Raw genomic sequence first — 25,309 nt, 5'->3', positions numbered from 1 at the left:
ATCTATAACCAGCTTTTTTTATAAAAGGCTGCGGGCTGGCGTTTTTCCCTTACTCCCTACAAACCACAAAAGAGCAGAATGGACGGACTTTCCGGCAAGAACTTTTCCGGCGGCTCGGTCTTTCCCGACAATAAGGCGTTTCGGAAGCTGCGTTTTGCCCGCTGTCTGAAAAAAAATGGCAGCCTTTTTTGGTTTCACTGTCTAATACGGAACTTTTGGAAATTTGCCAAAAATGGACGCAAAAAAAGCAGCAAATCTTTTTCGGATTTACTGCTTCATGTGCCGCTGCGGTGCGGCGGGATGGATATTCAGTTGAAATAAAAGAGGATGGTGGTACTTTAGTCTATCGACTCTTTACTAACTATTAGGTAATCTTGAAAGATTTTCCTTGAATTTATCTAAAGAATGTTCATTGTTTCCCGCAAAAATAAGTGGAATTGTATATTCATATGATATGCCATTTTCATAGTCCGATAATTGTATTTTTATAGTATCATCCCTCTCATCTTTAGGTGCTATATATATGAATGAATTTTTATTTATATCAGATATTTTCCCTTTTTCAGAAGAAACAGTATAACCCCAGTCTGTTAAATTTGTCTTTATTGTAACTTCTGTTTCTGTTTCTTTTCTAGTCTGCAATGCTGTTTTATCGATTTGGATATCAAAAGGAGTCGAACCTAACAATTCACTGTTTATATTTACAAGTTCTTCTCCATTTGTTTTAGAAATATTAGATTCATCTTCATAATTTTGTTGAGATTCATCTTTTGGTGTTTCTCTGTTACATCCTAATAAAAAGCATAAAATAATTAGTACTAATACAGAAAGTTGTTTTTTTTGCATTTATTTCTCCTTTCATATTATCAAAGAAAGCACTGAGAGTACTTTCAAGAAATTTTGAAATATTCTCAATGCTTTCTATTTTTTGATCATAAACTTGCCGGTAATGATACTATGTTAATTTATCTCTTTCGCGTAACCTTTGTTGCAATATACACATGCACCATTCACCCATTTGTGAGACATTTCAATCGTCTCAACTTCATAAATGCTTACTTCTCCACAAATTAAACATTGTTTGTAATTATATACATGACGTGTCGCACATTTATCCCAGTCATCATATATACCAGGCATTTCATCTTCATATCCATAGTACTGGGGAGAACCCCAACTATGAGTATGAGCGGCAAATACAGTCATTGGAGCAGCTACAATTCCAGCTACTACTGAAAGTGCTAAAATAGATTTTCTTAAATTCATAAGTTCCTCCCTTTCCTTAAAAATACATAGCTCTTTGTTACATTGTCATTTTAACATAATAATTGGTAAAATGCAATAATTTATTTTCTATTTACGAGAAAATACTGTGCATATTATCTTATTTAGGAATAGTTAAGGCGGCTACCTAAATCTTTTTATTACTTTACCGCACATGAGCATTATTATACGGGATATCGTTGGTGGACAGTCAATGCAAATTTTTTCAGAAATAAACAGCATTCTTTTCTCAAAAGCAGAAGATTTCTATGGAAAAAGAGAATTGTTACGTGGCTTTTTGAGGGAAAACAGGATATAATAGGAAACAAAAGTATACACCAGGTGTATGCTTTTATAAAATCAAAACGAAAAAAAGCGGAAAAACAGAAAGAAAAAGAGTGAAAAAAAGAGAAACGGTCAGAATGCGGGGGAATGACTGGACAAAAGGAAAAACGGGGTGCAACAATGAGAATTCAGGAAGTAATCAAAAAAACAGGATTGTCCAGGAGGACGGTTTATTATTATATCGATCAGAAGATGATCTCGCCTGTTGTTGATGAACATAACGGTTACCATGATTTTTCAGAAGCAGATATTCAAAAACTTTTTATCATCCGCAAGCTGCGCGAGGCAGGACTTTCACTGGCGGATATCCGCGCGATTCTTCACAAGCCGCGCACAACACCATTTTATCTGCATAAACAGCTGAATGCACTCCAGTCGCAGATGCTTACCATTCAGCAGACGATCAGCGAAATGGATCGTTTGAGCGGACAGCTTCCTATGTGCCAGTCGCTTGAACAGCTTGCGGGGATGCTTGCAGATACCGATTTTTGCCCGGAAGATCCTACCCGGAATCAGATGGAATCCCGGGATGCCCGGCTGCTGGCACAGTATTTGTGGATGGCATATCTGGATACGCCGGTTACGGAATATCAGCAGTTTTTGTGGCAGAAAATCACACAGCATACGATTGAGCACGCAGGTACGGATTTGAAAATGATGTCCCGTTATTTACAGTACATTTCTCCGGAGCAGATTGATGCGACGAATATCAACCAGTATCTGCGCAATCAGAAAATTATCTCTCTGACGGAGGAAGATTATCCGGGTTTTATGGAAGAGCTGAAAGTTTCTTTGCTTGCGTTTGCGGCAGATCCAGTACAGCAGGAAAAATGGCATCTTCTTTATCAGCCGGTGATCCATCCGACGGCGTTGTTCTGTGTATCCGTGAGCGGATGGATGCGGGAATTTCATCCGGCATACCGCCGCTATTATGAAAACACGCACACCTGCTGCCGGATGTTGAAAGATTTTATGGACAGTGATGAGGGAGCAGCGCTGAATGCGACACTGCGGGAGGCATTCCAGGGAAATTGTGATGTGCGTACAGGATATTACGGAGAACTGGAAGTGGCGGCAACATTCCATAAAAGTATTTATGCATTGCTGCCGCCAGAGAAGATCCGAAAATTTCTGGAAGAAAATTCAGATGAAAAATGATCTGGTTTTAGGATTCTGTTTTTATCATTCGAAGCGAGGATGCCCGGGGAACAAGTGTCACCGGCAGTACAATTTTTTCCGGTTCCGCCGCAGGGTTTTCCAGTGTGGAAAGGAGAATCCGGCTGGCTTCCCGTCCGATGCTTTCAAAGTCCTGATGAATAGAGGTAATTTCAAGGCTTCGGCTGAGACTCGTGTCATCAAAACCACAGAGGCAGAGATCTTCCGGAATCCTAAGGCCGATGGTACGGCAGGCAAGGAAAATAAGTTCGGCAACCTGGTCATTTTCTGCGAGAAGAGCAGTGATTCCATTTTGATGCAGAGCAAGGAGCTGCTGCTGAAAAGAAGTCAGTTCCGTGGAAAGGGCATCCTCTTCAGAAAGAGAATGGGACCAGGTGACAAGCTGCTGAGAATCGGGCATGATTCCGGCAGCTTTCATTTCGTGCAAAAATCCGCCGAAACGATCACGGACTGACGAGGTTTCGGAAAGGGGAGCTGTTGCGAAAAAGGCGATGTTGCGATGCCCCTGTTCCAGGAGGTGACGGGTGAGCTGCCGTCCGCCATCGTAATTGTCGCAGACAACATTGTTTAAATACGGACAGTCGGTCTGCTTGTCGATGATGACAACCGGGCGGTTCGCAAACAGGAAATCGTTTAACTGTTCCAGGTGGATATTGTCACGCTTGGGATAGTAGACAAGTCCGGCGATGTTCTGAGAACGGAGCAGTTCCAGTGTCGTACGTTCCTTCGGAGAGGAAGAGCCGGTGATATGAATGCTTAAAAAGTATCCTTTTTCGGCCAGTGCGGCACTTAAGGAACCAATCGTTTCCGAAATGTTTCCCTGTGTTGTGGCAAAGGGAAGCAGCAGGGAAACCATTTTTGATTTGCTGTCGTTTTCTGATGCGGAGGAGGAAACCGGTGGGATTTTCTGCGAGACAAAGCTTCCGACGCCGCGTTTTCGATACAGGATTCCCTGCTGTTCCAGATCTTCAATCGCCCGCTTTGCTGTGATGCGGCTTACCTCATATTGCTCCGAGAGCATTTTTTCCGTGCAGAACACGGCATCGGAAGAAAACTGTCCGGTGCGGATGCGCTCTAAAAGAGCTTCTTTGATGATTTCATATTTGGGTTTCGTTATTCTTTTATTTCTATCCATGTCTGTAAAATTCCTCAAATAGTATGATTGGTGACAACTGTATTTGTAAAAGTGTGATGTCGACTTGTTTTGTATTATAATCTCGGGAAAAAGATAAGTCAAACTAAAAATGATATATCAAGCAAAAAGAAAATGATATAAAATCATGGAAAAGCGTAGGAAAAATGCAGAAATACTTGACAGAAGCATTGCGTTTTTTTATGATATGATATATCAAATCAACATGGCAATACAGGAACAAGACTTAAATAGAAAGAGTTTTAAGTTTGAAAATCATTTTTATAACAGGAGGAAACACATCATGAAAACAACTGTTCATATTATTTCCCATTCCCACTGGGACAGAGAGTGGTATCAGTCTTTTGAAAAACACAGAATGAAACTGATTGAGCTGGTAGACAATATTTTGGAAAAAGCAGAGAACGATCCGGAATTTGGCGGATTTTTCCTGGATGGACAGACGATTGCCCTGGACGATTACCTGGAAGTGCGCCCGGAAAAACGCGAGCAGGTGGAAAAATGCGTCCGTGAAGGAAAAATCCAGACTGGCCCGTGGTACATTCTGCAGGATGAGTTTCTGACCAGCGGTGAGGCATGTGTCCGCAATCTTCAGGTCGGCATGCAGGAAGCAGCGCGTTACGGAGCGATCGGAAATGTCGGTTATTTCCCGGATGCATTCGGAAATGCGGGACAGATGCCGCAGGTGCTGAAGCAGGCGGGCATGGATGCGGTTGTGTTCGGACGCGGCGTAAAACCGATCGGACCGAATAATGAGGTAACCGGAGGACAGTATGAGTCCACGTATTCCGAAATGATGTGGGCATCCCCGGACGGAACGAAACTGCCGGGTATTCTGTTTGCAAACTGGTATAACAACGGAGTGGAGATTCCGGTGGATGAGGCAGAAGCAAAAGTTTACTGGGACAAAAAACTGGCCGATGCGAGAAAATTTGCGGCAACACATCAGCTTCTGATGATGAACGGATGCGACCATCAGCATTGCAGAAGGACATTACCGAGGCAATCCGTGTCGCACGGAAACTGTACCCGGACATTGAATTTATTCATTCGGATTTCAAAACCTATGTAAAGGCAATGGAAAAAGAAATTTCCGAGAATTTCTCTACGGTAAAAGGCGAGCTGACAAGCCAGGAAACAGACGGAAGATGGACACTGGCAAACACCGCTTCTTCCTGGATGGGACTGAAGGTGGACAACCGTGCCGGCGAAACAGCGCTGGAGCGGAAAGCAGAACCGGCGGCAGCTATGGCAGAGGTGCTTGGCAAAGCATACCCGGAAGACCAGATGATTTACAGCTGGAAAAAGCTGATGCAGAATCATCCGCATGACAGCATCTGCGGCTGCAGCGTCGATGAAGTAAATGAAGAAATGAAAACCCGCTTTGCGAAGAGCAGACAGGTAGCGGATGCGATTTACGATGAGAGTGTAGAATATCTGACCGATCAGGTGAATACCGCGGCACTTCCTGGAAACAGCGAAAAGATTCCGTTCGTTGTATGGAATACTTCTGGCACCGCGAAAAAACAGGTCATTGCAAAAGAACTGCACCTGTTCCGCGATTACAATCTGTTTGTATGGGATGGTTATGAGGCGGCCGAGGCTGTAGAAATGCCAAATCTGGTGCTTCGCGATGCAAACGGAAATGCAGTTCCGGCCAAAATCGAAAATGCAGGAATTTCCTTCGGGTACGATCTGCCGGATGACCGGTTCCGTCAGCCATATATGGCAAAGAAGGTGCTGGTAACGTTTGAGGCAGAAGTTCCGGCGATGGGATATGCAACATATTATCTGGAGCAGGCAGAGCCGGATCAGAACCAGGAAACCTCTGCAGATTTTGCGAATGAGCGCGTTCTGGAAAATGAAAACCTGAAAGTTACGGTCAATGAGGACGGTTCCTACCAGATTCTGAATAAGGAAACTGGAAGAACGTATGAAAATCTGGGATTCTATGAAGATACCGGAGATATGGGAAATGAATATATTTATATTCAGGACTCTGGAAAGCAGACGATCACAACGAAAGGCATGAAAGCTGATATTCGCTGTATGGAGAAAAATGCGTTCCGCACAGTAGTTGAGATCTGCCACGAAATGATGATTCCATCCGGTATGGGAGAGGAACTGCAGAAACAGCGCGAGATGTGTATTGATCCGTATACGCGTGTGGCAAACCGTTCGAAAGAACTGGTTCCGATGGAAGTAAAGACGGTTCTGACGCTGGAAAAATCGGGAAAAGGTCTGCGTGTCGCAACGACGATCTGTAATCAGGCAAAGGATCACAGAGTCCGTGTTGTAATGCCGACCGGTCTGAATACATCCATGCATCTGGCAGATTCTGCCTTTGAGGTTGTGAAGAGAAATAACCGTCATAATGGTACCTGGACGAATCCTTGCGGATGTGAAAGACAGCAGTGTTTTGCTGCAATGGAAGATGAGACAAATGGTATTCTTGTGGCAAACCGCGGCTTGTATGAATATGAGGTTCTGGCGGATGAGGAGAATGCGATTGCGGTAACGCTGCTTCGTTCCGTTGCGGAGATGGGCGACTGGGGTTATTTCCCGACGCCAAAGGCGCAGCAGATCGGAACGTTTACCCTGGAGTTTGAAGTTGTGCCTTATGCAGCTGGTAAGACAGGCGAGGCATTTGCCGAGGGTTATGCATTCCAGCAGGATCTGACAGCAGCACAGGCCGGCCTTTCAAAGGCATGGCTCAGAAAGCCGGGTCAGGTAAAACCGGAACTCGTATCGGGCGAGATGCCGCTGGAAATGAGCTTCCTCCGCTTTGAAGGGGAAGGAATTCATCTGACGGCGTTTAAGAAGGGACTTGCAAAGGACGATCTGTTTGTGCGGTTTGTGAACAATATGCCGCAGGATGAGGTGCTTTCTTTCCGAAAGGAGAGCTGGATGAAAGAGGTTTACCGCAGTAATGTAGTGGAAGAGAAGGGTGAGGTACTTTGCCCGGATGAGAACGGGGTGTATCATGTGACACTCCGGGAGTTTGAGATTGCGACGTTTGGGGTTGTGAAATAACGGCTGGCGCGTGGGATAGGAGTGAGAACGGGAGGAAAGTCTGGATCCGCCTGGAGGGCGGATCGGCGCAAGATGGTTGAAAAGAATAGAATGGAAAAAGCAAGAATATGCTGGACTTTAGAGGGGACAAGTTATATGCTGGAAATATGAGAAAAATTTCCAAGGGAGGGTTTTTAAGATGCAGAGATGGACGAGCAGGATTGAGACCCCGATCAAGGCAGAGCTGATTTGTTATGATGTGAATGGAATTCATATTGTGTTTGGGGTGACGGAAGAGAATCAGCTGAAGCTGTTTCATTTTTCACATGCACCGTTTGACGCGGAGAATCTTTGCCGGAAGCCGGATGGAGTGTGGATGATGGAAGGAATGCGGGAAGCTCAGATTAAGGAGAGCTTCCAGCTGGTGCAGGTGAATTTTTCGGGGTATAACCGGCCGTATGAGAAGCATGGAAATAAGTATATTGTGACGGCTCCGGGCTTTATGCTGAAGTTTGATTCCATTTCCGAGGAGAGAAATGAGAAGGGTGATGTGCTTTGGATTGTGCAGTCGGATGATGTGACGGGCGCGAAGGTGGAGTCTGTGATGCAGTTTTTTGATGGGATTCCGGTTGCGAGAATGTACAATACAGTGACGAACGAAGGAAAGGAAGACCAGACACTGGAGTACATCTCGAGTTTTAGTTACTGGGGTATTGAGAAGGAACAGAAAGAGGGAATTCCAGAGCTTGTCAGCTCGGATGACAAGATGTCGATGGTTGTGGTTCACAATGGATGGCAGAAGGAGCTGACGGTGAAGAAGTACCGGTTTGCAGATCTTGGCATGGCGCAGACGCAGCCGCATAATTATCAGAGAACTTCGAAGACGATTGAGATTACGAATACGGGCAACTGGTCGGCGAAGGAATATGTGCCGATGGGATATATTGGAAACAGTGCGGCAGATTCGAGTCTGTTTTTTGAGATTGACACAGTGGTTCCTGGCATTATGAGATCGGAGATCAGAACTGCCATTTTATCTGGCGGTGAGCGGTCCGACAGAGATTCAGTCACACTGGTCGAAGAACCTGAAGCCGGGAGATTCCTTTACAACGGTTCCGGTGGCTGTCGGCGTAGGTCATGATGATTTCGAGGAAGCGATTGGTACTTTGACGAAGTACCGCAGAAAGATCCGCCGTCCGAACAAAGATAATGAAAATCTGCCGGTTATTTTCAATGATTATATGAATTGTCTGTTTGGAGATCCGACCACAGAAAAAGAGTTCCCGCTGGTGGATGCGGCAGAGAAGGCCGGATGTGAGTATTTTGTCATTGATGCCGGCTGGTATGCGGACGGCAACTGGTGGGACAGTGTCGGTGAGTGGCAGGAGAGTAAAAAGCGCTTTCCGAATGGAGTGCGTGAGGTGACGGATTATATTCGTTCGAAGGGCATGATTCCTGGTGTCTGGCTGGAGCTGGAGGTTATGGGTATCAACTGTAAGAAGGCTTCCATTCTGCCGGATGAGTGCTTCTTCCTGCGCCACGGCAAGCGTGTGTATGACAGAAGCCGTTATCAGCTGGATTTCCGTCATCCGCTTGTGATTGAGCATGTGACCGAAGTCATCGACCGTGTGGTACGGGACTACGGTGTCGGCTATATCAAGATGGACTACAATATTGAGCCGGGTATTGGTACGGAAGTAGATGCAGACAGTTTTGGAGACGGTCTTCTGGAGCATGAGAGAGCGTATCTGGCATGGCTGGATGGCATCTACAAAAAGTATCCGGATCTTGTCATTGAGAACTGCTCGAGCGGCGGTCTTCGGATGGACTATGCGATGCTGGCGCGAAACAGCATTCAGTCGACCAGCGATCAGGAGGATTACCGCAATTATGCGACGATTTCGGCGAATGCAGCTATCGGTGTGACGCCGGAGCAGGCGGCGATCTGGTCATATCCGCTGCGGGACGGCACAAAAGAGGAAGTTATTTTCAATATGGTCAATGCGCTGCTGCTTCGTATTCACCAAAGCGGCCATCTCGCAGAAATTTCGCCGGAGCGGTTTGAACTTGTAAAAGAAGGAATTGACTGCTACAAAGAGATCCGCAGCGGCATCAGGGACGGCGTTCCGTTCTGGCCGATGGGATGGGCGGATAATGAGGACAAGCACCTCGCAGCCGGCATCCGCGTGCCGGGGGATGTGATTTATCTTGGTGTGTGGAGACGCGGCGGAGAGGCTGATTTTGAAGTTCCGCTGAACCGAGCATTCCCAGGGAAAGAGCTGGAGGTTTCCTGCATTTACCCGAAAGCATGCGGTGATGTGTTCCATTACGATGACTACAGCAAGACGCTGCAGATTCACTTCCCGGAGACGTATATGGCGCGTCTGTTTCAGATTAAAGTGAAATAAAATTACATAAATCCCCGCCCGCGGAATAAATTGTATCGGAGTGTATCTGATAGGATTTTTCTGGGGAGGGGATTTTTTGCGTTTTCTTTCGGCGCTTTCAGATCTGATGGTTCCCGTGCTGATTTTTTATGTGGTCGGACTGGGGCTTTTGATGAAACAGGATGTGTTCGGCGATTTTCTGAACGGGGCGAAGGACGGCATGCGGACGGTGATCGGAATTGTGCCGACCTTAATCGGGCTGATGGCGGCGGTCGGCGTGCTGCGGTCATCGGGATTTCTGGAGGAATTTGGAAAACTGCTTGGAACCGTGCTGGAACCGGCGGGAATCCCGTCTGCGCTGGTACCGCTCGGTGTTGTGCGTCTCTTTTCCAACAGCGCGGCGGTGGGTCTTCTGCTGGATCTCTACAAAGAGGCGGGCTGTGACTCCTTTGCCGGACGGGCGGCATCGATTATGATGTCGTGCACGGAGACGGTTTTTTATACCATGGCAGTCTATTTTGGCGCGGTGCAGATCAAAAAAACACGGTACACATTGGCGGGCGCCTTGTTCTCTTCTCTTGTCGGAATGGCGGTCAGTATTGCCCTGGCAAAGGGAGTGTAAGGATCTTTTCTAATCATACCAGTGAAATGTGTTGACATTTCCATCCAATTGGAATAAGATGGAACCAACTTAAAACATACAAACTCAATAGGAAATAAGGAAATAGAGAAAAGAGCGCAAAAGTAAGGAGGAAATCAACGATGGCAAAGGTATATGACAGCATTCTGGATCTTGTGGGAAAGACACCGCTGGTAGAGTTGAAAAGAATTGAAGAAAAAGAAGGACTGCAGGCGAAACTGATCGCAAAGGTAGAATCCTTTAACCCGGCAGGTAGCGTAAAAGACCGTATTGCAAAAGCGATGATCGAGGACGCTGAGGCAAAAGGTCTCTTAAAAGAAGGCTCGGTTATCATTGAGCCGACCTCCGGAAACACTGGAATCGGACTGGCAGCGGCAGCAACCGTAAAAGGCTATCGCATGATCCTTACCATGCCGGAGACAATGAGTGTGGAGCGCCGCAATATCGTAAAAGCATACGGCGCAGAAGTTGTTCTGACCGATGGAACGAAGGGAATGAAGGGTGCCATCGAGAAAGCCGATGAGCTTGCAAAAGAGATTCCGAACAGCTTTATCGCAGGCCAGTTTGTGAACCCGGCAAACCCGGCAACCCACAAAAAGACAACAGGACCGGAGATCTGGGAAGACACCGACGGAGAGGTTGATATCTTTGTTGCAGGTGTCGGCACCGGCGGAACCATCACCGGAACGGGTGAATATTTAAAAGAGAAAAAACCGGAAGTAAAAATCGTAGCAGTAGAACCGGCATCCTCCCCGGTACTGTCCGACGGCATTTCCGGACCGCATAAAATCCAGGGAATTGGCGCAGGCTTTGTGCCGGATACCCTGAACACCAGCATTTACGATGAAATCATCAAAGTAGAAAATGAGGACGCTTTCGAGACCGGAAGATATCTGGCAGCCGAGGAAGCGATTCTCGCAGGAATTTCCTCCGGAGCAGCTCTGTATGCGGCGATCCAGCTCGCAAAACGAGAGGAAAATAAAGGCAAAACCATCGTTGTGCTCCTGCCGGATAACGGAGACAGATACTATTCCACAGCCCTGTTTGCCAAATAAAAGGGAACAGCTTCAGATTTTAAAATAATAGATATCAGCGAAACTGCCATCCGCGGCATTTTCTCTCCACCGCGAATGGCAGTTTCGCATATTAATTTATACCAGAAAGGGAACTTTACTTATGACATTACAACAGCTTCGCTATGTAATTCGGGCCGCAGATTCCAGATCCATGAATGAGGCGGCAAAGGCACTCTATATTTCACAGCCGAGTCTCTCCGGAGCAATCAAGGAGCTGGAAAAAGATATTGGAATTGAGCTGTTCAAGCGCAGCAGCCACGGAACAGTACTGACCCCGGAGGGCGAGGAGTTTCTGGGTTACGCACGTCAGGTTACCGATCAGTATCAGCTTCTCGAGAACCGCTATATTTATCGCACCAAGGGAAAGAAAAAATTCAGCGTGTCGATGCAGCATTACAGTTTTGCCGTAAAGGCGTTTGTGGAGCTGGTGAAGCAGTTTGGTATGGATGAGTACGAGTTTGCGGTTTATGAGACGAGAACGTACGATGTGCTGATGGATGTAAAAAACTTCAAGAGTGAGCTTGGGATTTTGTATCGGAATGACTTTAATGCGAAGGTGCTGAACAAGCTGCTGAAGGATAATAACCTCGAGTTTCACGACCTGTTTTCCTGCGGAACGTACGTCTATCTATGGAAAGATCATCCGCTTGCGGATCAGGCGGAGATCACCATGGAGGAGCTAAAGGAATATCCATGCTTGTCATTTGATCAGGGAAGCAACAATTCGTTCTTCCTGGCAGAGGAAGTGCTTTCGACGTATGAATATAAGAGAATCATTAAGGCAAATGACCGTGCGACCATGCTGAATCTGATGGTCGGACTGAATGGTTATACGCTTTGCTCCGGCATTATCTGTGAGGAATTAAACGGCAGTGACTACCGCGCTGTGCCGCTTCACGCGGAGGAAAACATGATGATCGGTTATATTTCCAGGAAGGGTATGTCGATCAGCGCACTGGGACAGCAGTATTTGGAAGAAATTCGGAAATATAAGGAGCTTGTGCTGTAAGAAAAGGGAGAAACAAGAAGACTTTAACCGAATCAAGTAAGTCCCCTGCTTCCATTGCGAAAAGCAATAAGCAGTGGTGGGGGACTTGCTTGTATCAGGAGTGGTACAAGCCACTCCTGATAAGCTGCGAAGCAGCTATTCGGTTATGAGCAAGTAGCAAAGCGGATTGCGAATATCCGCTTTGACTCTCCGGAGTGTGTTTGAAAAAGGCTTTTCGCAAGCTGCGAGTCCCATCTTGTGGAGATGAATTGCGTTTGTTATCTTGTTTTATGAAGCATGATTGGATATAGAAATTTCAAAAGAAAAAATATTGGCGATAAAGAATAGCTATAGGAAAAGCCTATAACCAGCCATCAATTTTCTATATTGGACAAAGCAGAAGACTGTCGCTATAATAATCCTTGTAAACAGATAGGAAATATCACCAAAACGAGAGGAAGCGAAGGGAATGAGAGCAGTTTTCGCAGAGAATCGAATCGTGATCTATGATGTCATGTGTTGCAGTGTAAGCAGATAAAACCGAAAGAAAACGGAGCCGCATTGCAGCATGGACAAAGCAAGATGACAACCGGTTCCGATAAATAATAGAAAATCGAACATGAAAAGAAATAGAAAAACGAAAAACAGAACAGGAGAATACAATCATGAGCAAAAAAACAAGAGCAGAAAGAAATCTTAAATTTGAAACCTTACAGCTTCACGTAGGACAGGAAAATCCGGATCCGGCAACCGGAGCAAGAGCAGTGCCGATCTATCAGACCTCTTCTTTCGTATTCAACAACTCCGATCACGCAGCAGCAAGATTCGGACTCCAGGATGCAGGAAACATCTACGGTCGTCTGACCAACCCGACAGAGGATGTTTTCGAGCAGAGAATGGCAGCACTGGAGGGCGGCGTTGCGGCACTTGCAGTAGCTTCCGGAGCAGCAGCTATCAACTACACCATCATCAACCTGGCTCAGAAGGGCGACCACATCGTATCCGCAAAGAACATCTATGGCGGTTCCTACAACCTGCTGGCACACACCCTTCCACAGTACGGCATCAACACCACATTTGTTGATGTATTCGATCTGGATGAGGTTCGCGCAGCCGTTCAGGAGAACACAAAAGCCATTTATATCGAGACCCTCGGAAACCCGAACTCTGATGTTGTCGATATCGAAGCACTTGCAAAAATTGCGCATGAGAACAAGATTCCGCTGGTTGTCGATAATACCTTCGCAACTCCATACCTCGTTCGTCCGATCGAGTACGGCGCAGACATCGTTGTTCATTCCGCAACCAAATTCATCGGCGGTCATGGAACTACTCTTGGCGGTGTGATCGTAGACAGCGGTAAATTTGACTGGGAGGGATCCGGCAAATTCGCATCTCTGACTGAGCCAAACCCGAGCTACCACGGCATTAGCTTCACAAAAGCAGTTGGACCGGCTGCATTCGTTACAAAAGTACGTGCCATCCTTCTTCGTGATACCGGAGCAACTCTTTCTCCGTTCAACTCCTTCCTGCTTCTGCAGGGACTTGAGACTCTGTCTCTCCGCGTAGAGCGTCACGTTGAGAACGCGCTGAAAGTTGTAAAATATCTCGAGAGCCAGCCACAGGTTGAGAAAGTACATCATCCGTCTGTATCCGATGATCCAAAGCAGCAGGCACTGTATGCAAAATACTTCCCGAACGGCGGCGGTTCCATCTTCACCTTTGAAATCAAAGGTGATGCACAGAAAGCAAAAGATTTCATCGACAATCTGGAGCTGTTCTCCCTGCTGGCTAACGTTGCCGACGTAAAATCTCTGGTGATCCATCCGGCAACCACTACACACAGCCAGTGCACCGAGGAAGAACTGCTGGATCAGGGAATCAAACCAAACACCATCCGTCTTTCCATCGGTACCGAAAATATCGACGATATCATCGAGGATCTGGACGAGGCATTTAAGGCAGTTCAGTAATTGGAAAACAGGTTATAGTAAATAAAATGTACGCCTCTGGCACAGTTCAAAGTGTCAGGGGCGTATTTTTCGCGTGCGATGAGGAAAAGTCCATGCTTGCACGAGACCTTGACGAATGCCGCGATAACGAGTGAAGCGAGTTTTGGTTATGTGGGATCTTGAATGAAAGAGGAAAAAGATTTTAATGCTGGTTTTTTCGTTGTTTCCGTTCGGAGCGGATACGCTGCACCGATTACAAGCGGTGGTGCGTCGAGAAGAGGAACGGCGGTGACATTTGGATGGCGGAAAAGTTCAAAGTTGCTCTCGGCAAAGAGACTGAAAGCCTCGCCGACTTCCACAGAGCTGATCATGGATTCCAGGCGGGCCGTGCGCAGGATCTGTGGTTTTACACCTGCCTTTTCAAATAACTGCATGCAGAGCTGATAAATCGAGGTATAGGGGTGCATGAGAATCAGCGGTTCGGCGGCAAGATCAGCGATGGTAAGAGCAGGCTTTTCAGCAAGTGGATGATCGATGGGCAGCATCACGCAGAGGCGGTCTTCTGTGATGGGTTCGAAGTGGTATTTTTGCAGTGAAATCATGGAATTCCGCGCGATCACAAGGTCAAAATGGCCTGACTGCAGGCCGTCCATCAGCTCAGTCTCTTCGCATTCTTCCAGAGTCAGCTCAATTTCCGGATTCACGTGCGTGAAGGCACGGATGCGGGAAGTGAGATGATACTGCGTCAGAAACGGAAGAGAGCCGACGCGGAGCGGCTGGCGCGTGGTTTCCTGGAAGTGATGCATTTTTTGCAGCATCTGGTGATACTGGAGGGAGAGCTCCGCGGCTTCCTGCAGAAATAGTTCGCCTGCCGGAGTCAGAACGGCCTGGCGGCGGGTGCGGTCGAAGAGGGGAAGATTCAATTCAGTCTCGAGCTTCTGGATCTGTTTCGAGAGCGTGGACTGTGCGATATGAAGATTTTCCGCGGCCTCTAAAAAGGTGTCGCATCGAACGGCCATCAGAAAAAAGTCGATCTGTTCCAGAGTCATAAGGGGAGCCTCCTTTTCGTTTGATTCATTCCATTCTGGAAACAATTGTACCACAAATCGAATTGATTTCACAAAGGTTTCTTTTTACAATGAGGGTAGAAAATGAGGATGAAAAGGCATCCTTCGGGGCGCCGTCGATAGAATAAAAGGAGAAGAACTATGGCTAAAAAAGTAAGAGATCTGCGTAGTGCGCTGGAACGATTGAGAAACATGCCGGGACAGCTTGCCGAGACAGACGTTGAGGTTGATCCGATGGCGGAGCTTGCCGGTGTTTACCGTTACGTCGGTGCGGGCGGGACCGTAAAGCGTCCGACGAAAGAAGGCCCGGCGATGATTTTTCGCAACGTAAAAGGGCACCCGGACGCCAGCGTTGCGATTGGTGTTCTGGCAAGCCGGAAACGCGTGGCTTCCCTGCTGGACTGCGAGCCGGAGAGTCTTGGAAAAATGCTGTATCACAGCGTGGAAAAGCCGGTTGCACCGGTGGAATTTCAGGGTGCGCCGCCATGCCAGGAAGTGGTACATCTGGCAATCGATCCCGATTTTGATCTGAACCGTCTCGTTCCGGCGCCGACGAATACGCCGGATGATGCCGGCCCGTACATCACGCTCGGCATGTGCTACGCCTCCCATCCGGACACCGGACTGCACGATGTGACGATTCACCGTCTCTGCATTCAGGGAAAAGACGAGCTTTCGATTTTCTTCACCCCGGGCGCACGCCACATCGGCGCAATGGCAGACCGCGCGGAGGAACTGGGACAGACACTTCCGATTTCCATCAGTATCGGTGTTGATCCTGCGATTGAGATCGGTTCCTGTTTCGAGCCGCCGACAACACCGCTCGGTTACGATGAGCTTTCCGTTGCGGGTGCACTGCGGAAAGAGCCGGTAGAACTGTGCCGCTGCGTTTCCGTGAAGGAGATGGCGATTGCAAATGCAGAGTACGTCATCGAGGGCGAGGTCATTCCGGGTGTGCGTGTGCAGGAGGACCAGAACAGCCACACTGGCTATGCGATGCCGGAGTTCCCGGGCTACACCGGCCCGGCAAGTGATCAGTGCCGTCTGATTAAAGTAAAAGCCGTGACACACCGCCGCAGTCCGATTATGCAGACCTGCATCGGACCAAGCGAAGAGCACGTTTCGATGGCTGGCATTCCGACCGAGGCGAGCATCTACGGCATGGTAGAAAAAGCGATGCCGGGACGGCTCCAGAATGTATACTGCGGTTCCGCAGGCGGCGGAAAGTATATGGCGGTTCTCCAGTTCAAAAAACTGAGTCCCAGCGACGAAGGAAGACAGCGTCAGGCAGCATTGCTGGCATTTTCGGCGTTCAGTGAGTTGAAACACGTTTTTCTGGTGGACGAGGATGTGGACTGCTTTGATATGAACGATGTGATTTGGGCAATGAATACGAGATTCCAGGGTGACGCGGACATCATCACAATTCCAGGCGTGCGGTGCCATCCGCTCGATCCGTCGAACGATCCGACGTGTTCACCGTCGATCCGCGATCATGGGATTGCATGCAAGACGATTTTCGACTGTACGGTGCCGTACGATCAAAAAGAACGGTTTGTGCGGGCGAGATTTATGGAAGTCGATCCGAAGCATTGGCTGGATGAGGAATAAAGAATACGTTTTTGGGAAAGGGAGAGCATTGTGATATGCTGAAATTTAAGAAAAATCATTATACCATAGAAGAAGTAACACTGTGCGGGGAGACGGTCCGGTTTCGGGCGTTCCGTGACCTGGTTTATGTGGAAAAACCGGTCAATGTGGAGTTTCAGAAAATGAATCTCTTTGTGCCGGAGAGTTATTATGAGGGAACGTCCATCAACGGTTACGATTTACTGAGCGCGCCGGTTTTCATGCCGAATACTGTTGGCGGCTATATGCCGGGTCCGGCGGACGAGCCGGGAGCGAATCCGTTTTTACAGGGAAAACCGAATACGATTTTCCGCGCCTTACAGCACGGCTATGTCGTAGCATCTCCAGCGATCCGCGGCAGAGTGCAGAAGGGTGAGGACGGTCATTATAATGGGAAAGCACCTGCGTGCGTAGTGGATTATAAAGCGGCTGTGCGGTATCTTCACTTTTTGGCGGATGAGCTGCCTGGCGATGAAAATAAAATCATCACCAACGGAACGAGTGCCGGCGGCGCACTGTCATCCCTGATGGGAAGCACGGGAAACCACCCTGACTACGAGCCGTATCTGCAGGCGCTCGGCGCAGCGGATGCTGGGGATGATGTGTTTGCGGCCTCCTGTTACTGCCCGATCATCAATCTGGAGCACGCGGACATGGCGTATGAGTGGGAGTTCTGCAGTGTGAATGATTTCCACCGCGCAAACATGAAAATGGACGAGGGCGGCCGCCCGGTTTTCACACCGGTGGACGGCGAGATGACGGAAGAACAGATCCGCGTGTCCGTTGAGGAAAAAGCCCTGTTTCCGGCGTATGTGAGCAGCCTTGGATTAAAAGACGAAAACGGAGCTCCGCTGACGCTCGATGCGGACGGCGAAGGTTCTTTGAAAGAGTATGTCAAACACATTGTGATGGAATCCGCACAGAGAGCGCTTGACGGCGGCGTGGATTTAGCGGATAAAACGTGGCTGACCATCGAAAACGGCAAAGTGCAGAGCATGGATTTTGCGGCGTATGTCAAAGACATCACCCGCATGAAAACCGCACCGGCCTTCGATGCGCTGGATCTGGAAAGCCCGGAGAATGATCTGTTTGGAAATGAGATGACGAACTGCCGTCATTTCACGGAATACAGTGCGGCCAACACCAAAGTGCAGGGTGAGCGCGCAGAAAAAAAGATCGTGAAAATGCTGAATCCAATGGAATATGTCATGGATGAAATGGCGCAAAAGGCACACCATTTCCGCATCCGCCACGGCGAGTGCGACCGCGATACCTCGCTGGTGATCTCGGCGATGCTGGTATTAAAACTTCGTGAGGCAGGCTGTGAGGTGGATTATCATTCCCCATGGAATACACCGCATGCGGGCGACTACGATCTCGACGAGTTATTCGCATGGATTGACGGAATCTGTGGATAAAGGGAGGCGTGTGACGGATGGCTGTGGAAAAACGAATTGTAGTCGGCGCATCGGGGGCGAGCGGAATGCCGCTGCTGATCAAATGTCTCGAAATTCTGCAGGATAACGAAGAATACCGTTCCCTTCTGGTGATGAGCCGCAGCGCGAAGCTGACGCTGGAGCAGGAGACGGACTGGAGCGTTTCGCAGGTGGAAGCGCTGGCGGACGAGGTGCTCGATCCGGACAACATCGGCGCAGGCCCGGCGAGCGGGTCGTACCGGACGGAAGGCATGGTGATTGTGCCGTGCAGCATGAAAACGGCGGCCGGTATTGTAAGCGGATACACCGACAATCTGCTGCTGCGCGCGGCGGATGTAACCATCAAAGAAAAACGTCCGCTCGTGCTGGCGGCGCGGGAGACACCGATGAGTGAGATTCATCTGCGGAATCTGTACGAGCTGTCACGCATGTCAAATGTGTGGATTGTTCCACCGATGATGACGTTTTATCAGAAACCGGAGTCGATTGACGATATGGTGACGCATCTGGCGGCGAAGCTGCTGTCGCCGTTCGGCGTGGAAGTGAAGGAGTATCGGAGATGGAAAGGATGCTGACGAAAAAGGCTGTGGCCGCAGGATGTCCGATCGAAGTAACAGTATTGAGCATCGGAGAGGACCTTCAGATCTGCCTTGCCGGTGGGGAAAAACCGCACATTGGATGCGTTGTGCAGGCAGTGCCGCGGGAATCGCTGACCGGGGATGGAAGCTGGAGTGCGACATCTTCGGTTTGGAACCGTACCGGCCACAAAGATGAGGTGCTGTGCCGGATGCTGGCGGAAAAGATCTGCAGTGCGTGCCGTGTTGTGACGGTGTGTTCGGGCGGCGTGCATATCGACGGCATCACCGGGGAGCAGATCCGGGAACTTGTGGATGCGATGGAACGGATCGGAGATGAGATAGCGGAGGAACTGAAAACGGCGCGGAGGTGATTTGCGCAAAAAGCCTCCTATTTCCTATTGATTATGTAGAGAATATGGGATACAATAAGTCATAGGATAAAGATTCGGAGGAAATGTGAATGAAAGTTTCAACAAGAGGACGATATGCGCTGCGCTTAATGCTGGATCTGGCGATGAACAACACCGGAGAGCCGGTACGCCTGAAGGATGTGGCAAAGCGCCAGGAAATTTCCGAGAAGTATCTCGAGCAGATCATCTCGATTTTAAATAAGGCAGGTTTTGTGAAAAGTGTCCGCGGCCCGGCAGGCGGTTATTCCCTGAAACGGAAGCCGGAGGAGTACACCGTAGGCATGATTCTGCGCTTGACGGAAGGCAGCCTTGCACCGGTCGACTGTGTGGAAGATGGTACCGACTGCGGCCGTGCCGACCAGTGCGTCACGGTCATGCTGTGGCAGAAACTGAACGATGCAATTAACAGTGTTGTGGACAATATCACACTGGCAGACCTGGTGGAATGGCAGATGCAGAAGGCGAATGAATATGTAATCTGAGAATGTGAAAAAGAAAGAAGGATGTATTGTGGTGACGGGTGAAAATTACTGCAGTACATCTTTTTTGATTCGATGGATTTGTAGCTGTGGGGAGTAAAGGCCGGGAAATCGCCGGATCCGGCATTTACAAGTGAAAAAAATTTTGTTATGATTAAAAACAGCGTCGGAAACACATTTCACGGCGTGGAAAATATGAAAAAGTAAGGAGTTTTTCTGGATGAAGAAACAGCAGGAAAGTCTCAAAAACATGGTATACCAGGCCATTTTGAACGGCATTTTTACCGATGAATATAAACCGAACCAGATTATCAATGAGCAGGAGCTTGTGCAGAAATTCGGCTGCAGCAAGACGCCAATCCGTGAAGCACTGGTGACGCTCTGCAACGAGGGAATTCTCCGCAGCTTCCCGCGCTTCGGCTATCAGGTCGTCAGCGTATCTCGCGAGGAGGCACAGAATATCCTGGATTTCCGTCTCGTTCTTGAAGGCGGATACCTTCGCCAGTCGATCGGAAACATCACCGAAGAAAACCTGGCAGAGCTCGCCGAAATCGACGAGAGATGCAAGCAGAGCACCGACAGCGTCTGGGATCACTGGGAGGCAAATACAGCATTCCATCTGAAGCTGATTTCCTTCTCCGGCAACGCTTACGCATATCAGGAGCTTGAACGCACAATGAACGTCTTAAAACGCGCTTACGCCCAGTTTTACTGGCAAACCTGGTCCAACGTAAACCCGGCATTGGACATTGCGCATCATAACGATATTATGCAGAGCATCCGGGAGAAAGATCTGGAGAAGACGCAGAATTATCTGAAAGAGGATCTGGCGGATTTTTGTGGGTAAGAAATGAAACAGAGTGCATAGGAACGAAAAATTCCAATACACTCTGTTTTTTTGCACTCCGGGGTTCGTAATTATCCATGAAAATGCTTCTCCCGATATTGTTGAGGTGTCACTCCGCTGCTTTTCTTGAATTGTCGGTAAAAGTAGGAAACGTTTGCGATTCCGACCTGGTCGCAGATCTGCTGGGGGGAGAAGCTTGTGGTGGCAAGCAGGCGTTTTGCGGCTGCCATGCGTTCATCCATGATGTAGCTGCTAAGCGATGCTCCTGTTTTCGTGCTGAAAATATGTGACAGATAATCCGGGTTCATGTGGATTTTGTCGGCGATCGAGGTACGTCCCAGATCCGGATCGGCAAGATGCGTGTGGATGTAGTCCTTAATGACGCTGATCGGATCTGAGGTATCGGTGGCCAGGTGTTCTTCCATATTCAGTCGTTCTTTCTTATACCACTCATTTTTCTTTACTTCCTGCACGGCAGCTGTCAGCCTTTCTGCAAGCCGATCCGGGTCGATCGGTTTCAGAAGATAGGAAAAGATATGTAAATTCAGAGCTTCCTGCGCATAATCAAATCGCTGATGACCGGTCAGAACGAGTACAACGGGATGAAAATTGTTCTCCTGTAGCCATTCCACTAACTGCAGACCGGTTTCGCGCGGCATTTCGATGTCAGTCAAAAGAATATCAATATCCTGGGAACCCTCAAAAATTCGTTTTGCCTGGCTGGCACTGTAGGCAGGAAACGCCTGCTCAATCCCGAGCGCCGACCAGTCTGTCGTTTCGATAATATTTTTCACAATATAATATTCATCATCCACTACTAAAATGTTCATTGTAAAAGCCCTGTTCCTTTCTTCCGTTTTCATGGATTTGAATCGTTACAAAAAGCAAGCCGAAAAGCCTTTTTCAAACAAGCTTTAATTCTCGTTTCTTTTGCCGGGAACCTGAGGTGTGTCGGAAGCATGTGAAAAAAAAGGTTCCGATTTTTCAATTTTGCTTTCCGGTGGATTGCCATTCTCCCGGTATGGAATGTATGGAATCGTAACCTCTGATCTTGCACCCCATCCGGGTTCGTTGGAAAAATGCGCATGGGCTTTTTCTCCATAAACAAGAGAAAGCCGTTTGAGCAGATTGTAGGTTCCGATTTTTTTTCCATCAAAGTCGTGAACCTGCTGGGAAACTGGTCGGTTCAGGTATTCCAGATCCTCTTTAAAATAACCACTGCCGGAGTCGAGATGAATGAGAACCACATATTTTTCACCATTGCGCTCCACAAGGCTGCCGGTGATACGGACACGGAGCTCTTCGCCCATGATCATGTTGTGCTTGATGGTATTTTCTGTAAACATCAGCAGAATGATCGGAAAAACAGAAGCATTCCTGCATTTCTCATCCACATGGATTTCCCAGTTCAGACAGCCTGGAAACCGCAGTTCTGTCATCTCCAGAAAATTTTCTACGTATTTCAGTTCTTCTTTCAAAGGAACGGCTGTCTTATCCTGCAGGGTGTACCGCAAATGATTCGAAAGTGTGCGGACGAATTCATTTGTGAGCCGCCTTCCTTCTTCCGTGAATGGCATTGATGCGATTGCGGAGAGACAGTTGATCAGAGAGTGCGGCGCTACCTGGGATTTCAGATACTGAATCTCCAGTGCCTTCAGATTTAATTTATCCTCATAAACATTGATTTTTAACTTCTCAATTCGATTCATCAGCTTATTCAGTGTTTCACCGATTTCCAGAACCTCCTCACACCGCTCATTGGAAAGATCCGGGTGCGACACCTGTTGTTCCTCTTTGACCTGTGATGCCATTTTCCGGATCAGATCAAGAGGCTTTGAAATCAGGTGTTCATAGGAAACGGTCCATAAAAGAGAAACCACGAAAATCAGCAGAGCACCCCCGAGCAGAAGCTTGAGCATATTGTAAATAGGAGTGTTGACTTCTTCGGAGGGGATGAGTGCATTTAAGGAGCAGGTAGAAGAAGGAAGCTTTTCAGCGACCTGTAAATATTGTATACCGTCCTTTCCGCGGATCCGATGAGGTTTCTGGGTAGAAAAGTCGGTAGACAGTTTAAAATCGGACCAGCTTTCGTTGTCGTATGGAATACCATTTTCATCAGCAAACAGAAAAATGGTATTTGAATCATCAAATGGAGTATTCAGTTCATCCAGACGGATCCAGGCACCAAGATAGCCATGGAGATCATTGATAATTCGGATCAGATAGGTATGGCGTTCCAGCTCTATATAATACCAACTCTTGAAGTTGAGAGCGGAGGCGTCCTCTCCCGACTGACGTAAAAGCTTTTTCATGTAGGAACTACAGTCATTGGAGCCCCCATTTTTATAGCGGCAGACAAAATGGTCGTTTGCTTTTCCATAAACAAACATACCGTCAATGTCTGTCATGTAACTTAAAGTATTATCCAAAAGCCTGGAGGCTTTAATCTGGGAAATCACTGCGTTTGGGTTGTTTTTGGAAGTGATCGTATCGACAACATCAGTATTGTTATTAGCGAATTCCCAGAGACAGTTTTCAGCAGTTTCCATACTCTTATTTAACTGCTGGACATAAAGATCCATTGTCTGATGAATTCCCTGGTAGGTTTCATGCTGAAGCTGTTTGGAAATATAAAAAATTAAAAACAGCAATAAAATACTGAACATTATTAAAATACGCATCCAATACCAAAATGCTTTTTTCTTTAGGGAATATATTTTGTGTTTGTGCATAGTGTGGTCAAAAAAATTGAAGTTTAGTGAAAAAGTACGATGTTTTGATGAATTCAAGAAGGATGCCTCCGTAATTATATATAATTTGCACATAGATTCTAAGAAAAGTGCAATAAAACCTAAGCAATGTGAATTGCTAAAAAGTTTATTAAAATTATATAATAACAACAGTTGATAGTCAAAGCAATTTTGTTCGAACATACTTGCAACGACAAAAAAACGAGAAAACAAAGAGGAAACGAGGAGGAAAAACATGGCATCTTTAAAAAAATCCCATGCATCATCCGGGAGCAGCCACAGCAAAGCAGCAAAATTCAAACGATACCTTCCGCTGTATCTGATGTTCCTTCCAGGCGCGATCTATCTGCTCATTAACAATTATATTCCGATGGCAGGCATTATCGTAGCATTTAAGAAGTACAATGCCCGTTTGGGAATCTGGAAGAGCCCGTTCTGCGGACTGGCGAACTTTGAATTTCTGTTTGCATCATCGGATGCATGGACTATTACAAGAAATACGTTACTTTACAATCTGGCGTTTATTGTTCTAAACACGGTAGTCGGAATTATTTTTGCAATCTTTATCTGCGATACGTTTAATAAAAAATTAAAGAAAATTTATCAGAGTGCAATCTTGTTTCCATATCTGATGTCGGCTGTTATTCTTGGCTACATTGTATATGCATTTTTAAGTCAGAGTACAGGTATTGTAAACAATTCGATTTTAAGTGCACTTGGAAAAGATGCTGTGAACTGGTATGCAGAACCGAAATACTGGCCGTTCATTCTGATTTTTGTAAATACCTGGAAGGGTGTAGGATATGGATGTCTGATCTACATATCTACCATCAATGGCATTGATCCGTCTCTGTATGAGGCAGCTTCTCTGGATGGCGCAACCAAATGGCAGCAGATCAAAAACATTACGCTTCCATTCCTGAAACCAACCGTAATCACCCTGACATTGATGAGTGTCGGCCGTATCTTCTATTCCGATTTCGGTCTGTTCTATCAGGTACCACGTGATTCAGGACTTCTGTACTCGGCAACCAATGTTATTGATACCTACGTATACCGCGGCCTGATGAAATCCGGAAATGTCGGAATGTCTGCAGCAGCCGGCTTCTATCAGTCCATCATCGGATTTATCATTGTCCTTACCGCAAACGGAATCGTACGTAAAGTCAGCAAAGAAAACGCAATGTTCTAAGGAGATCACGTATGAAAGAAAAACCATTTTCCAAATATCAGATTTTAGCAAACGCTGTCATGATTATCTGGACGCTTGCCATTATCTTACCGTTTATTCTGTTATTTATGTCTTCTATTACAGATGAAAACACACTGGTAGCGAATGGATACTCCTTCTTTCCGAAGAAGTTCTCCCTCGCGTCCTATTCCTACATCATCAAATCCGGAGGTCAGATTTTGAAGGCCTATGGAGTAAGTATTGGTGTCACGGTAGTCGGAACTCTGTTGAATGTCCTTCTGTCTGCTCTGATGGCCTATCCTTTGTCAGTAAAAAATCTTCCGGGCAGAAATGTGATGATGTTCTTCGTGTTCTTTACCATGCTGTTCAACGGCGGTATCGTTCCATCTTACATTATGTGGACAGGTACCTTCCATATCAAAGATACGATTTTTGCACAGCTGCTTCCAAACTTCCTGCTTTCTGCATGGAATGTTATGATGATTCGAACTTATTTTACCACAAGCATCCCGGATGGATTATACGAGGCGGCAGAGATTGACGGTGCAAGCCAGTTTACCATCTTCTGGAAAATCGTACTTCCGCTTGGAAAACCGATCTTGGTAACAATGGGCACCTTTGCAGGCCTTGCTTACTGGAATGACTGGACCAATGGTCTGTACTATATCGTTAAGAATACAGGTCTGTACAACGTACAGAACCTTCTGAACCAGATGGTACAGAATATTCAGTTCCTGACACAGAGCTCCAACTCGAATGTGACAGCAGCTGCATCGACCATTCCGGCAACGGGAATCCAGATGGCAATCGCATTCGTAGCAATTCTGCCGATTATGCTGATTTTCCCGTCTTTCCAGAAATATTATGCAAAAGGTATCGCTCTTGGCGCAGTCAAAGGCTGATACAGATAGAATGAATCATTAGCAGCA

Annotated in this window: 25 protein-coding genes; 18 read left to right on the top strand and 7 right to left on the bottom strand. The window is 47.2% G+C overall.

The window, feature by feature from the left end; genetic code table 11:
• Positions 1-78: 78 nt before the first annotated feature.
• Positions 79-321, top strand: coding sequence for a hypothetical protein (locus DW965_RS19280; protein ID WP_199681623.1), 243 nt, complete (start codon positions 79-81; stop codon positions 319-321).
• Between the two features lie 36 nt (positions 322-357).
• Here DW965_RS19280 and DW965_RS03175 read toward each other — a convergent pair whose 3' ends face one another.
• Positions 358-846: a hypothetical protein gene (locus tag DW965_RS03175; protein WP_002569239.1), complete on the bottom strand. Its 489-nt coding sequence runs from the start codon at positions 844-846 to the stop codon at positions 358-360.
• A gap of 114 nt (positions 847-960) precedes the next feature.
• Positions 961-1,266, bottom strand: a complete 306-nt coding sequence (locus DW965_RS03170) for a hypothetical protein (protein WP_002569240.1) — start codon at positions 1,264-1,266, stop codon at positions 961-963.
• Between the two features lie 462 nt (positions 1,267-1,728).
• Here DW965_RS03170 and DW965_RS03165 point away from each other — a divergent pair, with 462 nt between their 5' ends.
• A complete protein-coding gene (locus tag DW965_RS03165) occupies positions 1,729-2,766 on the top strand; it encodes a helix-turn-helix domain-containing protein (protein WP_158582793.1) in 1,038 nt (345 codons plus the stop codon).
• Between the two features lie 7 nt (positions 2,767-2,773).
• Here DW965_RS03165 and DW965_RS03160 read toward each other — a convergent pair whose 3' ends face one another.
• Positions 2,774-3,919 (bottom strand): substrate-binding domain-containing protein, encoded by a 1,146-nt coding sequence (locus DW965_RS03160; RefSeq protein WP_119198018.1) that lies wholly within the window; start codon positions 3,917-3,919, stop codon positions 2,774-2,776.
• 301 nt (positions 3,920-4,220) lie between these two features.
• Here DW965_RS03160 and DW965_RS19575 point away from each other — a divergent pair, with 301 nt between their 5' ends.
• From DW965_RS19575 to DW965_RS03135, 7 genes are all read left to right on the top strand, one after another.
• The gene (locus tag DW965_RS19575; protein WP_243036306.1) at positions 4,221-5,009 is read left to right on the top strand and encodes a hypothetical protein; all 789 of its coding nucleotides are present in this window, start codon (positions 4,221-4,223) and stop codon (positions 5,007-5,009) included.
• The gene (locus DW965_RS03155) at positions 4,904-6,970 is read left to right on the top strand and encodes a glycoside hydrolase family 38 C-terminal domain-containing protein (RefSeq protein WP_243036305.1); all 2,067 of its coding nucleotides are present in this window, start codon (positions 4,904-4,906) and stop codon (positions 6,968-6,970) included. The genes DW965_RS19575 and DW965_RS03155 overlap by 106 nt, the downstream gene beginning before the upstream one ends.
• Positions 6,971-7,148: 178 nt before the next feature.
• On the top strand, positions 7,149-8,090 hold the full coding sequence (locus DW965_RS20685) for a hypothetical protein (protein ID WP_330420831.1): 942 nt from the start codon (positions 7,149-7,151) through the stop codon (positions 8,088-8,090).
• On the top strand, positions 7,993-9,357 hold the full coding sequence (locus DW965_RS20680; protein ID WP_330420830.1) for a glycoside hydrolase family 36 protein: 1,365 nt from the start codon (positions 7,993-7,995) through the stop codon (positions 9,355-9,357). The genes DW965_RS20685 and DW965_RS20680 overlap by 98 nt, the downstream gene beginning before the upstream one ends.
• Before the next feature lie 76 nt (positions 9,358-9,433).
• Complete coding sequence (locus DW965_RS03145) at positions 9,434-9,958, top strand: spore maturation protein (protein WP_117801829.1); 525 nt, start codon at positions 9,434-9,436, stop codon at positions 9,956-9,958.
• Between the two features lie 140 nt (positions 9,959-10,098).
• Positions 10,099-11,031, top strand: coding sequence for a cysteine synthase A (cysK, locus tag DW965_RS03140; RefSeq protein ID WP_119198017.1), 933 nt, complete (start codon positions 10,099-10,101; stop codon positions 11,029-11,031).
• Between the two features lie 121 nt (positions 11,032-11,152).
• Complete coding sequence (locus tag DW965_RS03135) at positions 11,153-12,061, top strand: LysR family transcriptional regulator (RefSeq protein WP_119198016.1); 909 nt, start codon at positions 11,153-11,155, stop codon at positions 12,059-12,061.
• A gap of 143 nt (positions 12,062-12,204) precedes the next feature.
• On the opposite strand, the gene DW965_RS22420 is transcribed toward DW965_RS03135, so the two are convergent.
• Entirely contained in the window at positions 12,205-12,306 is a 102-nt protein-coding gene (locus DW965_RS22420; RefSeq protein WP_442857821.1) for a DUF6783 domain-containing protein, read from the bottom strand.
• Between the two features lie 399 nt (positions 12,307-12,705).
• Between DW965_RS22420 and DW965_RS03130 the strand changes: the two genes are divergently transcribed.
• Positions 12,706-14,013: an O-acetylhomoserine aminocarboxypropyltransferase/cysteine synthase family protein gene (locus DW965_RS03130; protein WP_119198015.1), complete on the top strand. Its 1,308-nt coding sequence runs from the start codon at positions 12,706-12,708 to the stop codon at positions 14,011-14,013.
• A gap of 146 nt (positions 14,014-14,159) precedes the next feature.
• On the opposite strand, the gene DW965_RS03125 is transcribed toward DW965_RS03130, so the two are convergent.
• On the bottom strand, positions 14,160-15,041 hold the full coding sequence (locus tag DW965_RS03125) for a LysR family transcriptional regulator (RefSeq protein WP_119198014.1): 882 nt from the start codon (positions 15,039-15,041) through the stop codon (positions 14,160-14,162).
• A gap of 159 nt (positions 15,042-15,200) precedes the next feature.
• On the opposite strand from DW965_RS03125, the gene DW965_RS03120 reads away from it, so the two are divergent.
• From DW965_RS03120 to DW965_RS03095, 6 genes are all read left to right on the top strand, one after another.
• On the top strand, positions 15,201-16,670 hold the full coding sequence (locus tag DW965_RS03120; RefSeq protein WP_119198013.1) for a UbiD family decarboxylase: 1,470 nt from the start codon (positions 15,201-15,203) through the stop codon (positions 16,668-16,670).
• A 35-nt stretch (positions 16,671-16,705) separates the two neighbouring features.
• A complete protein-coding gene (locus DW965_RS03115) occupies positions 16,706-18,106 on the top strand; it encodes a subtype B tannase (RefSeq protein WP_055267175.1) in 1,401 nt (466 codons plus the stop codon).
• 17 nt (positions 18,107-18,123) lie between these two features.
• Positions 18,124-18,699, top strand: coding sequence for a UbiX family flavin prenyltransferase (locus DW965_RS03110; RefSeq protein WP_119198012.1), 576 nt, complete (start codon positions 18,124-18,126; stop codon positions 18,697-18,699).
• A complete protein-coding gene (locus tag DW965_RS03105) occupies positions 18,684-19,073 on the top strand; it encodes a prenylated flavin chaperone LpdD (RefSeq protein WP_199681621.1) in 390 nt (129 codons plus the stop codon). The genes DW965_RS03110 and DW965_RS03105 overlap by 16 nt, the downstream gene beginning before the upstream one ends.
• A gap of 89 nt (positions 19,074-19,162) precedes the next feature.
• Positions 19,163-19,594: an RrF2 family transcriptional regulator gene (locus tag DW965_RS03100; protein WP_119198010.1), complete on the top strand. Its 432-nt coding sequence runs from the start codon at positions 19,163-19,165 to the stop codon at positions 19,592-19,594.
• Between the two features lie 217 nt (positions 19,595-19,811).
• Positions 19,812-20,438, top strand: a complete 627-nt coding sequence (locus DW965_RS03095; RefSeq protein ID WP_119198009.1) for a GntR family transcriptional regulator — start codon at positions 19,812-19,814, stop codon at positions 20,436-20,438.
• Positions 20,439-20,509: 71 nt separating this feature from the next.
• On the opposite strand, the gene DW965_RS03090 is transcribed toward DW965_RS03095, so the two are convergent.
• Both DW965_RS03090 and DW965_RS03085 read right to left on the bottom strand, forming a co-directional pair.
• Positions 20,510-21,268: a response regulator transcription factor gene (locus tag DW965_RS03090; protein WP_158582791.1), complete on the bottom strand. Its 759-nt coding sequence runs from the start codon at positions 21,266-21,268 to the stop codon at positions 20,510-20,512.
• Between the two features lie 84 nt (positions 21,269-21,352).
• Positions 21,353-23,020 (bottom strand): sensor histidine kinase, encoded by a 1,668-nt coding sequence (locus tag DW965_RS03085; RefSeq protein ID WP_158582789.1) that lies wholly within the window; start codon positions 23,018-23,020, stop codon positions 21,353-21,355.
• Between the two features lie 403 nt (positions 23,021-23,423).
• On the opposite strand from DW965_RS03085, the gene DW965_RS03080 reads away from it, so the two are divergent.
• Together DW965_RS03080 and DW965_RS03075 are read left to right on the top strand one after the other, a co-directional pair.
• Positions 23,424-24,380, top strand: a complete 957-nt coding sequence (locus DW965_RS03080) for an ABC transporter permease (protein ID WP_055226218.1) — start codon at positions 23,424-23,426, stop codon at positions 24,378-24,380.
• An 11-nt stretch (positions 24,381-24,391) separates the two neighbouring features.
• Positions 24,392-25,282 carry a carbohydrate ABC transporter permease gene (locus tag DW965_RS03075; protein WP_055226220.1) on the top strand — a complete coding sequence of 297 codons (891 nt, stop codon included), beginning with the start codon at positions 24,392-24,394 and terminating at the stop codon, positions 25,280-25,282.
• Positions 25,283-25,309: the final 27 nt, after the last annotated feature.

This window comes from Blautia sp. AM47-4 (assembly GCF_003479865.1).
In the GTDB taxonomy this organism is placed as follows: domain Bacteria; phylum Bacillota; class Clostridia; order Lachnospirales; family Lachnospiraceae; genus Fusicatenibacter; species Fusicatenibacter saccharivorans.
The sequence above is the reverse complement of the archived record's forward strand: the minus strand, read 5'-3'. Positions and strand labels throughout refer to the sequence as shown.